We start from the raw sequence: 12,614 nt of genomic DNA on the forward strand, positions 1-12,614 counted from the left end.
CTTTTGAGTGTTGTTGTAGAATACGGCGATTATAAACGCTCCGTTAACATCAAAACAGGATTCCGCCATGTGGCATATCGTCCTTATCGGCTACCTCTTCGTCGCAGTCATGTATTCAGCCGCCCAGCCGAGCATTGCGCGTGCGCTGATTTATTTGGTTTTTTGGGCGGTATTGCCCGTCGCGTTTACCGTTTTCACCGTCACCATCCGCCGCCGCAACCGCCTGATGAAGCAGCAGGAAAAAGAAGTATTCGAACAAAGCCGCCGCACAGCCGGACAAGAAGGCGGTAAACACGACGGCAGTGCATAAAATCCCTTTTCAGACGACCCCTTATCCGCTATAATCCGTCAGTTTTCCATTTCGGAAACACACTATTTTTTAAAACTTATGCCCACTTTCGCCGAAGGGTGCTTGACAATAGGTGCAGCCTATCAAGTTCTATGCGATTGAATGTGTGCTCTTAACCCTTTCAAGGAAATAAAATGTCTCAAATTACTATGCGTCAGATGATTGAAGCCGGCGTTCACTTCGGCCACCAAACCCGTTTCTGGAACCCAAAAATGGCACAATACATTTTCGGTGCGCGCAACAAAATCCACATCGTCAACCTGGAAAAAACCCTGCCGATGTTCCAAGAAGCGCAAGAAGCCGTACGCCGTCTGGTTGCCAACAAAGGCACCGTGCTGTTCGTCGGCACCAAACGTCAAGCGCGTGAAATCATCCGCGAAGAAGCTACCCGCGCCGGTATGCCTTTCGTCGATTACCGTTGGTTGGGCGGCATGCTGACCAACTACAAAACCGTTAAGCAATCCATCAAACGCCTGGAAGAAAAAACCGCTGCTTTGGAAAACGCTGCCGAAGGCGGTTTCAACAAAAAAGAAATTCTGGAAATGCAACGCGACGTTGAAAAACTGGAACGTTCTTTGGGCGGTATCAAAAACATGAAAGGCCTGCCTGACGCGATTTTCGTTATCGACACCGGCTACCAAAAAGGTACTCTGGTTGAGGCTGAAAAACTGGGCATCCCTGTTATCGCCGTAGTCGATACCAACAACAGCCCTGACGGCGTGAAATACGTTATCCCCGGTAACGATGACTCCGCCAAAGCCATCCGCCTGTACTGCCGCGGCATCGCCGACGCAGTTTTGGAAGGCAAAAACCAAGCGCTGCAAGAAACCGTAGCCGCTGCCCAAGAAGCTGCTGCCGAGTAATCCGGCAAACCGAAGAGGGGCGTTATGCCCCTTTTCTCAAATCCCGTTCTGAAAAGCCTTTTCAGACGACCCCATTCCCAAACACGGATACCCCGTGTTTCCCCAAAATCTAGGAGATTCAAAATGGCAGAAATTACTGCAAAAATGGTTGCCGACCTGCGCGCCGCTACCGGCCTGGGCATGATGGAATGCAAAAAAGCCTTGGTTGAAGCCGAAGGCAACTTCGAAAAAGCCGAAGAAATCCTGCGCATCAAATCCGGCGCGAAAGCCGGTAAACTGGCTGGCCGTACCGCTGCCGAAGGCGTATTGGCTTACGCCATCAACGGCAATGTCGGCGTATTGGTTGAAGTAAACTGCGAAACCGACTTCGTTGCCAAAGACGCAGGCTTCGTAGAATTCGCCAACTTCGTTGCCAAAACCGCTGCCGAGAAAAAACCCGCTACCGTTGAGGAACTGAGCGAATTGGTTGAGACCGAACGCAAAGCCATCATCGCCAAATTGGGCGAGAACATGTCTGTCCGCCGCTTCCAAGTCATCGACACTGCCAACCAACTGGTTGCCTACATCCACGGTGCATTGGCTACCGAAGGCGTATTGGTTGAGTTCAAAGGCTCTGAAGACGTAGCGCGTAAAATCGGTATGCACATCGTTGCCGCCAAACCGCAATGCGTAACCGAAGCCGAAGTAGATGCCGAAACCATCGAAAAAGAACGCCACATCTATACCGAACAAGCTATCGCTTCCGGCAAACCTGCCGACATCGCCGCTAAAATGGTTGAAGGCCGTATCCGTAAATTCTTGGCTGAAATCACTCTGAACGGCCAAGCATTCGTAATGAACCCTGACCAAACCGTTGCCCAATTCGCTAAAGAAAACGGCACTGAAGTGGTTAGCTTCGTACGTTACAAAGTAGGCGACGGTATCGAAAAAGCCGTTGTCGACTACGCAGCCGAAGTTGCCGCTGCTGCTAAAGTGTAAGGCAATTATGAAAAAGAAAGCACCTGGATTCCAAACGAATCAGGGTGCTTTTTTTTGAGAGCTACACTGTTTAAAATACTGTCGAACAGAAAATATTTCATCATAATCAACACATAATGAGACCTTTGCAAAAATAGTCTGTTAACGAAATTTGACGCATAAAAATGCGCCAAAAAATTTTCAATTGCCTAAAACCTTCCTAATATTGAGCAAAAGTAGGAAAAATCAGAAAGGTTTTGAATTTTGAAAATGAGATTGAGCATAAAATTTTAGTAACCTATGTTATTGCAAAGGTCTCATAATAATTTATCCAAACCCATACACCCACGGAAAACGCGTTACCCTGTCAGCCAAACATCCCGAAAAGTCGTCTGAAAAATCAAACGCCCTTTCCCCGCATTGAAGCAGCGCCACAGGGTGAACTGAGCATTTGGAATGAATGGTCAGTTCGCTCTGAATAATCGGCGCTATCCACCCAAAGAAAGCAAGGTATCCCATGACACAGCAAATCAAATACAAACGCGTATTACTGAAACTCTCCGGCGAATCCCTGATGGGTTCCGATCCTTTCGGCATCAACCACGACACCATCGTCCAAACCGTCGGTGAAATCGCCGAAGTTGTCAAAATGGGCGTACAAGTCGGCATCGTCGTCGGCGGCGGCAACATCTTCCGCGGCGTATCCGCCCAAGCAGGCAGCATGGACCGCGCCACCGCAGACTACATGGGCATGATGGCGACCGTCATGAACGCCCTTGCCCTCAAAGATGCTTTCGAAACCCTCGGCATCAAAGCGCGCGTACAATCCGCGCTTTCCATGCAGCAAATCGCCGAAACCTACGCCCGCCCCAAAGCCATCCAATACCTCGAAGAAGGCAAAGTCGTCATCTTCGCCGCCGGTACGGGCAACCCCTTCTTCACCACCGACACCGCCGCCGCCCTGCGCGGAGCCGAAATGAACTGCGACGTCATGCTCAAAGCCACCAACGTGGACGGTGTTTATACCGCAGACCCGAAAAAAGACCCGTCCGCTACGCGCTACGAAACCATCACCTTTGACGAAGCTTTGAACAAAAACCTCAAAGTCATGGACGCGACCGCCTTCGCCCTCTGCCGCGAACGCAAACTCAACATCGTCGTCTTCGGCATCGCCAAACAAGGTTCGCTCAAACGCGTCGTTATCGGCGAAGACGAAGGCACGCTGGTTCATTGCTGATTTACATCGGGCAATGCATTGAAGTGATTTGATCAAGCAAAAGGTCGTCTGAAAAACCGAAACTTGGTTTTCAGACGACCTTCTTTTTTCTCAATATCCTCTCCCCTATGTATGGTAACGGATGGTCGGAAATCCAAAGATTGCATGCGGCAACGTAACGCATTCGTTGCCTGCAAAATTCATCTAAATTCTTCTAAAAAACTGTGGATTTGAGATTTGGTCAAACCCGTTTTATCCGTTTTCATTTCGGTGAGGCCGGATTTTCAGACGACCTTTTTCCCATCCCGTACCCGCAAGCCCCTTTCCACCTGTCAAATCCCCCCGAAAAAGCGTACAATCCCACGTTTATTTTTGAATTCATTATATTTTCAGACGACCTCCGTCAGAGAAAAGAGGTCGTCTGAAACCATTAGGCCCGTTGACACACATGACCCACATGATTTACCCCAAAACCTACGACGTCATCGTCGTCGGCGGCGGCCACGCAGGCACGGAAGCCGCGCTCGCCGCCGCACGCATGGGCGCGCAGACGCTTTTGCTCACACACAACATCGAAACGCTCGGACAAATGTCGTGCAACCCCTCCATCGGCGGCATCGGCAAAGGCCATCTCGTGCGCGAACTTGACGCGCTCGGCGGCGCGATGGCGTTGGCAACCGACAAATCCGGCATCCAGTTCCGCCGCCTGAACGCCAGCAAAGGAGCGGCAGTGCGTGCCACGCGCGCGCAGGCGGACCGCATCCTGTATAAAGCCGCCATCCGCGAAATGCTGGAAAACCAAGAAAACCTCGACCTCTTCCAGCAGTCGGTTGACGACGTTACCCTCGACGGCGAACGCATCAGCGGCGTGGTTACCGCGATGGGTGTGGAGTTTAAAGCACGCGCCGTCGTGTTGACCGCCGGCACGTTTTTGTCCGGCAAAATCCACATCGGTTTGGAAAACTACGAAGGCGGCCGTGCGGGCGACCCCGCCGCCAAATCCTTGGGCGGCCGTTTGCGCGAATTGAACTTGCCGCAAGGCCGTCTGAAAACCGGCACGCCGCCGCGTATTGACGGACGCACGATTGACTTCTCCCAACTGACCGAACAGCCCGGCGACACACCCGTTCCCGTAATGTCCGTGCGCGGCAGCGCCGAAATGCACCCGCGCCAAGTGTCCTGCTGGATTACGCATACCAACACGCAAACCCACGACATCATCCGCTCAGGCTTCGACCGCAGCCCGATGTTTACCGGCAAAATCGAAGGCGTTGGCCCGCGTTATTGTCCGTCTATCGAAGACAAAATCAACCGATTCGCCGACAAAGACAGCCATCAGATTTTCCTCGAACCCGAAGGCCTGACCACGCACGAATACTATCCTAACGGTATCTCCACCAGCCTGCCGTTTGACATCCAAATCGCCCTCGTGCGCAGCATGAAAGGCCTCGAAAACGCCCATATCCTGCGCCCCGGTTACGCCATCGAATACGACTACTTCGACCCGCGCAACCTCAAAGCCAGCCTTGAAACCAAAACCATCCAAGGCCTCTTCTTCGCCGGACAAATCAACGGCACGACCGGCTACGAAGAAGCCGCCGCACAAGGCCTGCTCGCAGGTGCGAACGCCGTGCAATACGTCCGCGAACAAGACCCGCTCCTGCTGCGCCGCGAACAAGCCTATCTCGGCGTATTGGTGGACGACCTCATCACCAAAGGCGTGAACGAGCCTTACCGCATGTTCACCAGCCGCGCCGAATACCGCCTGCAACTCAGGGAAGACAACGCCGACATGCGCCTGACCGAAGACGGCCACAAAATCGGCTTGGTGGGTGAAGAACAATGGCGCATGTTCAACGAAAAGCGCGAAGCCATCGAACGCGAAATCCAACGTTTGAAAACAACATGGTACACGCCGCAAAAACTCGCCGAAGACGAACAAATCCGCGTGTTCGGACAAAAACTCAGCCGCGAAGCCAACCTGCACGACCTCCTGCGCCGTCCAAACCTCGACTACGCCGCACTGATGACGCTCGAAGGCGCACAACCCGAGTGCAGGCTGCCTGAAAACGTGATTGAGCAAGTCGAAATCCAAGTCAAATACCAAGGCTATATCGACCGCCAAAACGAAGAAATCGACAGCCGCCGCGACATCGAAACCTTAAAGCTTCCCGACGACATCGATTACAGCAAAGTCAAAGGCTTATCCGCCGAAGTGCAGCAAAAACTCAACCAGCACAAACCCGAAACCGTCGGCCAAGCCAGCCGCATTTCCGGCGTAACGCCTGCCGCCGTCGCATTGCTGATGGTGCATTTAAAACGTGGGTTTAAGGGAGCGAAGTAAGCTACCTGAACGCGGAGCAGCCGCAGGTCAGATAATTCTTGTGTTTCGACACATCTGTTACTACAAGATGTCAGATTCAAGAATCTGACTTGCGGTAGGTTTTCAAAGTCTACAAAAGCAGCCTACACATTAAAATTGATGTGTAAAACCCAACCTGAAAATCAAATAAACAAGGAGTAACAATGGGCTTTTCCCTATATTTCTACCGCTTTGAAAATGGCGAACAGGTAGACGGAAACCGCGAAGGTGCAAAATCATTTTTAAACAGCAGGGGGCTAGATAGCTGCCTTCGTGATAAGGACGGCAACTATTTAGAGTTTGATAACTGTTCCACAGATTTGGAAATAACGGATTTCAATGATAGGGAATGCCAGTTTGAAGGAAATATTGGTCATGCATATTTAACGGATGAGGAGTGTAGTTTCATCTATGAGCTGTGCCGTGCTGCGGATTGGGTGATTGTTAATCCGCAATTTAGCGATACTGAACCCTTATTTATCTTATTAGAACAAGACACTGCACAACATTTACCGGAAGAATATAGTGATAACTATACTGTCATATCTTCTGGGGAAGAGCTACAAATGCTGCTTTTAAACGGATTTCATCAGTTTCAAGCTTGGAAAAACCGTATTTTGTAGTAACTGTATTTTTGCCCGACGGGGTGAAAAATACAGTTGCTACGAGTGAATGATTGCGGTCTGGATTCCCGCCTGCGCGGGAATGACGATGCGTGTATTCTTATTTGAATTTATGATTAAACAAAGGGATGACATGGAAACTCAAACTTTAGAAAAACCCACTTTCGGTACACAAGACGAATTCAAGCGTAAGCCGATAGCCGAAAACATCATCAGGCTGCTTACCTCAGATATCGACCTTTCCCCTATGGTCATCGACGGCGGCTGGGGAACGGGCAAAACCGAATTTTGCCAAAAGCTGATTCGGCTCATACAGCAGCAACATCCCGATTACCAGCCTGTCTATATTGACGCCTTCCGTTCAGACCACAGCGGAGAGCCTCTGCTGGCATTGCTTGCCGAAATCATCAAAGCATGTACGCCTGAAGATACTGGCGAGCAGCCGTCTGAACAGCGCAAAGAAATGACGAAGAAAGTCGCGAAAGCCGCAGGATTCGTAATGAAAACCGTTGCTAAGGCAGCGGTTGGTCATGTCCTAAAGCAAAATATGGAAGATTTAGCAGAAGGAATGAGCCAAATTATAAATGATAAGCAAGAAGCAAAAAATGCAGCAGCAACCGTAGCTGGTGCTGCCACCACACTTGCCAGCCATTCCATTGATGCAACTATTGATGCAACCGTCGAAGCCTTGTTGAAAGAGCAAATCGAAGCGGAAAAAAATCTGGAAACGCTCAAAGCCTGCCTAAAAAAATTTGCAGAGGAAAAACCGATTATTCTGTTTATCGACGAACTCGACCGCTGCCGCCCCGATTACGCCGTCGATATGCTGGAAGTCATCAAACATGTCTTTGATGTTGAAAACGTCAAAGTCGTTCTGGTGACGAACACCAAGCAACTGCGCGCGGCGATTAATCATCGGTATGGGTTGGAAGTAGATGCGCAAAAATATTTGGATAAGTTTTTGAAGTACAGCTTTGCTTTGCCGGATAAAGTTGTGGCTCGGCTTGAGGAAGAAAGAAAATTTGTATCAATTCGTTATTGTCAGGAATTAATAGAACTGAATGATGAATTATCTCTGTTAATCAAAAATAATCCAATCATGGATTTCCTTGGTGAGATTATTCAACGAAATAATCTGTCGCTAAGAGAAACGGAAACATTAGTACGATATTTGGAAATATTTAATTCTTTAGCCCAAGGATTAGGGAAAGATTTTGTAATTGAATATAAATTGCTCATTATTACAGCTATATTTATCTTTTGTTTTTATCCAAAATTAGCTGAAGATATTAATAGAAATCGCACACATGCCGAAGATTTTGCTCAATTATTCAATATACAATCATTACCTGACTTCAATGATGAACAGCGTACTTATATTTCTGAGGAAACAGATATACTGGCTATTACATTAATTAACTATAGTTGTATTAAAGATCCTCGGTTCAATTTTCGTGGCAGTGATATTGCAGAATATTGGAATGAGAAAATGAATTTCAGGTTCTTAATGAATAGTAATTTAGGTTATCGTCAAGGATTGTCGCTAAATTTTATGTCGCAAAAACTGTTTGGTATTTTGAAAAATGCTTTCCAAGTCCTCAGCCTTGAACAAACACCATAATAAAAAAGTCGTCTGAAAACCCAGAAACCAAGTTTTCAGACGACCTCTCTTTATCCAATCTGGTGCCGGAGAAGGGAATCGAACCCCCGACCTTCGCGTTACGAATGCGCTGCTCTACCGACTGAGCTACACCGGCACGGTGTTCGTTATCATATACATAAACGGGATGATCAGCAAGTTCGTATTTCCCGATAAAGTCGTTGCTCGGTGAAAATATATGCCGTGTTTTCAGACGACCTTTTTATAAAAGACCGTATGGGGATATTATTTTGATTCTTGACTTTCCACTCCTTCCAACCGCCCGGAAACGGCAATGGGTTGGGCAGGTTTATCCGGAATCGGCAAGCTGTCAGCCTACGTCCGAATATAATATTTAACAGTGAACAAGCTAAATCTGAATGATGGGTTCGACCGCGAGGTCGGATGAACGGGAGGCGCAAAACGTGTCGCATCAAGGTTCGATATTTCGTACAAACACTTGCGAATTGCGGCCGTTGGCAAGGTAGTCGCGGCGGCGTTCTTCGGGTAAGGCGTCGGGAGAGGTCGTCTGAAAACCGCGTTCGACAAACCATTCGCCTGTGTGGGTTGAGAGGGCGAACAGACGGCGGATGCCCAAGCTTTGGGCTTTTTGGAAGAGGTGGTCGAGCAACATTTCGCCGTAGCCGCCGTCGCGGGCTTCGGGGGAGACGACGAGGCAGGCGAGTTCGCCGATTTCGGGGTCTTCGAAAGTTTTGAGGGCGACGCAGCCGTAGATGTTGCGGTCGTGTTCGAGGACGGAAAAGCCGGAGATGTGGTTTTCGAGATATTCGCGGCTGCGGTGTAACAGGATGCCTTGTTCTTCAAGCGGGCGTATCAGGGCGATGATGCGCGGGATATCGCGGCTGTGGGCTTGGCGGATGGAGACGAAGGCATCGCGGGCGATGGCGGTGCCGCAGCCTTCGCGGGTGAAGAGTTCGCGCAATAGTCCGCCGTCTTCGCGTCCGCTGAGGATTTGAACGCGGCTGACGCCGTTTTCGACGGCATTGACGGCGGCTTGGAGCAGGCGCACGGGGATGTTGTGTGCGGTTTCTATCAGGTGGCGGACTTCGCCTGAGGATAGGGTGGACATGAGGATGCCGTCGGCGTTGCAAATGCCGGCTTCTTCGGTCAGGTACACGAGTTTTTCGGCTTGAAGGGCGACAGCGACGGCTTCGGCGGCTTCGCTCATGCTGAGGTTGAAGGTTTTGCCGCCGTAGGAGTGTCCGAGCGGGCTGATGAGGACGATGGCGCCGTCGTCGAGGCGGCGGTTGATGGAGTCGGTGTCGGTTTTGCGGACGATGCCGGTATAGCCCATGTCTATGCCGTCAATGACGCCGAGCGGACGGGCGGTGAGAAAATTACCCGAAGCGGTGGGAATCGGTTTGTTGCGCAAGGGGGCGGATGCGCTGCTGCACAGGGCGGCTTCGATGTCGCTGCGTATCATGCCGACTGCCTGCTTGGCGTCGCGCAGGGTGGCGTCGTCGGTAATGCGGCGGTTGCGGTGGTATTGCGGAACGAATTGTCTGTCGGCGGCGAGGCAGTTGAGAAAATGGCGCGTGCCGTGTACCAACACGAGGCGCACGCCCAAGCCTGCAAGCAGGTGGAAATCGGCGGCAAGACGGTTCAGGGTGTCGCCTTCGAGCAGGCTGTCGGTGATGCCGATAACCAGTGTTTTGCCGCGCAGGTAGTGGATATAGGGCGCGGCTTCGCGAAAATCGGCAACAAAGCCCGGAGATGTGTTCATAACAAAACCAGATAGAAAAGCTGCATGATGAGGACGGTCAGCGCGACCAGTACCGCCAGCGTCCAGTTGAAGCCTTCTTCGGATTTGGCGGGTTTGGCAGCGGCAGCCATCAAGGCTTGGAATTCTTCAGTCCGCCGTTTTTCCTCTTCGGCGCGCCGTGCCTCCTCTTCTTTGGCTTTTCGGGCGCGTTCGGCGCTGTCGAGCAGGTTGGCGATTTCGTGGCGGGAGAGTTGTTTACGGTTGCGGATGTTACCACCCATGTCGTGTACGAGACGAACGTCAGTAACGGCGTTGGGCAGTGTATCGGGGTTGGCGGGGGCGGAGGACGGCGCAAGGCTGTCTTTGGCTTTGAACAGACCTTCGCATTTATTGCAAACGACAAAGCCTTGTGCGACGTTGAGCTGGGTGTCTTTGACCCAAAGTGAAGTTTTGCAGTGTGGGCAGATACATGCGGGCATAGGTGTTTTCCGTGTAAAGTGTGGAATGTGTTGTTTTAATGTGTGTTTGATTGGGGTAGGTCGTCTGAAAAGGGATTGTCCGTCTTCAGACGACCTTTTGTTTATCGGGATTTTAGGCGACGCCGTAGCGTTCGCGGTAGGCTCTGACCGGTTCGAGGAAGCCGCCGAATTCCGCATTGTTTTGCAGGAGCGTGAACAGGTCGTTCAGATTGGCAATGGCGACGACGGGCAAGCCGTATTGTTTTTCCACTTCCTGAACGGCGGACAATTCGCCCGTGCCTTTTTCCATGCGGTCGAGTGCGATGGCGACGGCGGCGGGCGTTGCGCCTTCCGCTTCAATCAGTTTGACCGATTCGCGCACAGATGTTCCCGCAGAAATCACGTCGTCGATAATCAATACGCGGCCTTTGAGCGGCGCACCGACCAACACGCCGCCTTCGCCGTGGTCTTTCGCTTCTTTGCGGTTGTAGGCAAACGGCACGTTCACGCCTTTTTCCGCCAGCATCATCGCCGTTGCCGCCGCCAAAATAATGCCTTTGTAAGCCGGGCCGAACAGCATGTCGAATTTCACGCCGTTCTCAATAATCGCCTGCGCGTAAAACTTCGCCAGTTGCAGCGTCGATGCGCCGTCGTTAAACAATCCGGCGTTGAAAAAATAAGGCGACTGACGGCCTGCCTTGGTCGTAAATTCACCGAATTTCAATACATTCTGCGCCAGCGCAAACTTAAGGAAATCTTGACGGAAATCGGACATTTTGCTTCTTTCGAAAGATATTGATTTATAAAGGAAGAGATTATAAAGGATTCATGAGGAAAATGCAGGTCGTCTGAAAACAGGTTTTCTGGTTTTCAGACGACCTGTTTCATTCAAGCCCTTTAAAATACGCCATTAGCCATTACCTATCGGTAAGCGGCGACGGCGGCATACTTGATATGCCCAAGCCGATGATTTACTGTTACAATCCGAATTTATTTGTTTTCAAACCATTTTTCAGGAGCAAACGCCATGCGAAACGACGTTTACGACTATACCGTCACAGGACAGGTTGCTAAAAATACCGTCCTGCAAAAAACTTACCGCCTGCTCGGCCTGTCTTTCATTCCCGCCGTTGCCGGCGCATATTTCAGCGGCCAGTTTGGACTGAATCTGTTCTCTCTGTTCGGTCAAGGCTGGATGGGGCTGGTTGCCGTGCTGGTGTTCTTCTACGGCATGACTTTCCTCATTGAGAAAAACCGTTACAGCAATGTCGGCGCAACCCTCCTGATGATCTTCACTTTCGGCATGGGTGTGCTGATCAGCCCGCTTCTGCAATATACGCTCGCTATTCCAAACGGTACGCAAATCGTCGGCATCGCTGCCGCCATGACTGCCGGGGTGTTCTTCACCATGTCTGCAATGGCGCGCCGCACCAATGTCAATATGAATTCGCTAGGCCGCTTCCTGACCGTCGGCGCGGTAGTGTTGATGATCGCGATGATTGCCAACTTCTTCCTGCAAATCCCGGCATTGAGCCTCGCCGTTTCGGCAGCGTTTGTCCTGTTCAGCTCGCTGATGATTATGTGGCAGGTGCGTACGGTGATTGACGGTGGCGAAGACAGCCATATCAGCGCGGCTCTGACCATCTTCATCTCCATCTACAATATCTTCAGCAGCCTGCTGCGTATTTTGTTGGCGTTCAGCGGCGATGATTAACCGTTTACGCATCTGACGAAAGAATTCAAAGGTCGTCTGAAAACTGCAAACAGGTTTTCAGACGACCTTTTTGACATTCCATTCCCCGCCCGCTATCCTGACGGCTGCCATCACTCATCCTACTACCCATGAACACTATCCCCCCGCGCCGCGCCGTTTACGCAGGCAGCTTCGACCCGCCGACCCTCGGCCATCTTTGGATGATACAAGAAGCTCAGGTTCTTTTTGACGAACTCGTCGTCGCCATCGGCATCAATCCCGAAAAACGCAACACCTACACCATAGACGAACGCCGCGCCATGCTCGAAGCGATTACGGGCGACTTTCCCAATGTCCGCATCAGCGTATTTGAAAACCGCTTCCTAGTCCGCTACGCGCGCGAAATCGGCGCGGGCTTTATCGTTCGCGGTATCCGCTCCGCCGCCGACTACGAATACGAACGCTCCATGCGCTATATCAACAGCGACCTTGCACCCGAAATTTCGACGGTTTTCCTGATGCCGCCGCGCGAAATCGCCGAAGTGTCTTCCACTATGGTCAAAGGCCTGGTCGGCCCGGATGGCTGGCACGACATAATACGCCGCTACCTGCCCGAAGCCGTGTACAAAAAAATCGTGCAGGATTATGAAACTTAAATGTTGTTAACGAGAAGGTCGTCTGAAAGCTTGAAACGCAAGTTTTCAGACGACCTTTCGATTTATGGCGGTGTT

Annotated in this window: 12 protein-coding genes and 1 tRNA gene; 9 read left to right on the top strand and 4 right to left on the bottom strand. The window is 50.9% G+C overall.

The window, feature by feature from the left end; genetic code table 11:
• Positions 1 to 67: 67 nt before the first annotated feature.
• The 7 genes from J7445_RS11145 to J7445_RS11175 all read left to right on the top strand — a co-directional run bounded on the left by J7445_RS11145 (position 68) and on the right by J7445_RS11175 (position 7,991).
• Positions 68 to 310: a hypothetical protein gene (locus J7445_RS11145; RefSeq protein ID WP_070655604.1), complete on the top strand. Its 243-nt coding sequence runs from the start codon at positions 68 to 70 to the stop codon at positions 308 to 310.
• 173 nt (positions 311 to 483) lie between these two features.
• A complete protein-coding gene (gene rpsB / locus J7445_RS11150) occupies positions 484 to 1,212 on the top strand; it encodes a 30S ribosomal protein S2 (RefSeq protein WP_002243114.1) in 729 nt (242 codons plus the stop codon).
• Between the two features lie 123 nt (positions 1,213 to 1,335).
• The gene (gene tsf / locus J7445_RS11155) at positions 1,336 to 2,190 is read left to right on the top strand and encodes a translation elongation factor Ts (protein ID WP_070655606.1); all 855 of its coding nucleotides are present in this window, start codon (positions 1,336 to 1,338) and stop codon (positions 2,188 to 2,190) included.
• A gap of 496 nt (positions 2,191 to 2,686) precedes the next feature.
• Positions 2,687 to 3,406: a UMP kinase gene (pyrH, locus tag J7445_RS11160; RefSeq protein ID WP_070655609.1), complete on the top strand. Its 720-nt coding sequence runs from the start codon at positions 2,687 to 2,689 to the stop codon at positions 3,404 to 3,406.
• Between the two features lie 427 nt (positions 3,407 to 3,833).
• Positions 3,834 to 5,729 carry a tRNA uridine-5-carboxymethylaminomethyl(34) synthesis enzyme MnmG gene (gene mnmG, locus J7445_RS11165; RefSeq protein ID WP_209283060.1) on the top strand — a complete coding sequence of 632 codons (1,896 nt, stop codon included), beginning with the start codon at positions 3,834 to 3,836 and terminating at the stop codon, positions 5,727 to 5,729.
• A 182-nt stretch (positions 5,730 to 5,911) separates the two neighbouring features.
• Entirely contained in the window at positions 5,912 to 6,370 is a 459-nt protein-coding gene (locus tag J7445_RS11170; protein ID WP_101810176.1) for a hypothetical protein, read from the top strand.
• 133 nt (positions 6,371 to 6,503) lie between these two features.
• A complete protein-coding gene (locus J7445_RS11175; RefSeq protein ID WP_209283061.1) occupies positions 6,504 to 7,991 on the top strand; it encodes a KAP family P-loop NTPase fold protein in 1,488 nt (495 codons plus the stop codon).
• Between the two features lie 60 nt (positions 7,992 to 8,051).
• Here J7445_RS11175 and J7445_RS11180 read toward each other — a convergent pair.
• The 4 genes from J7445_RS11180 to pyrE all read right to left on the bottom strand — a co-directional run bounded on the left by J7445_RS11180 (position 8,052) and on the right by pyrE (position 10,965).
• Positions 8,052 to 8,127: transfer RNA gene (locus tag J7445_RS11180), tRNA-Thr, on the bottom strand.
• Between the two features lie 315 nt (positions 8,128 to 8,442).
• Complete coding sequence (gene argA, locus J7445_RS11185) at positions 8,443 to 9,753, bottom strand: amino-acid N-acetyltransferase (RefSeq protein ID WP_209283062.1); 1,311 nt, start codon at positions 9,751 to 9,753, stop codon at positions 8,443 to 8,445.
• Positions 9,750 to 10,211: an MJ0042-type zinc finger domain-containing protein gene (locus J7445_RS11190; protein WP_070655390.1), complete on the bottom strand. Its 462-nt coding sequence runs from the start codon at positions 10,209 to 10,211 to the stop codon at positions 9,750 to 9,752. The genes argA and J7445_RS11190 overlap by 4 nt, the downstream gene beginning before the upstream one ends.
• Positions 10,212 to 10,323: 112 nt before the next feature.
• Positions 10,324 to 10,965 (bottom strand): orotate phosphoribosyltransferase, encoded by a 642-nt coding sequence (gene pyrE / locus J7445_RS11195; RefSeq protein ID WP_070655392.1) that lies wholly within the window; start codon positions 10,963 to 10,965, stop codon positions 10,324 to 10,326.
• A 252-nt stretch (positions 10,966 to 11,217) separates the two neighbouring features.
• Here pyrE and J7445_RS11200 point away from each other — a divergent pair, with 252 nt between their 5' ends.
• Together J7445_RS11200 and coaD are read left to right on the top strand one after the other, a co-directional pair.
• Positions 11,218 to 11,904, top strand: a complete 687-nt coding sequence (locus J7445_RS11200; RefSeq protein ID WP_019270041.1) for a Bax inhibitor-1/YccA family protein — start codon at positions 11,218 to 11,220, stop codon at positions 11,902 to 11,904.
• Positions 11,905 to 12,032: 128 nt separating this feature from the next.
• Positions 12,033 to 12,539, top strand: coding sequence for a pantetheine-phosphate adenylyltransferase (coaD, locus tag J7445_RS11205; protein WP_016686445.1), 507 nt, complete (start codon positions 12,033 to 12,035; stop codon positions 12,537 to 12,539).
• Positions 12,540 to 12,614: the final 75 nt, after the last annotated feature.

Origin of the sequence: Neisseria sicca (assembly GCF_017753665.1) — a bacterium.
Taxonomy (GTDB): domain Bacteria; phylum Pseudomonadota; class Gammaproteobacteria; order Burkholderiales; family Neisseriaceae; genus Neisseria; species Neisseria flava.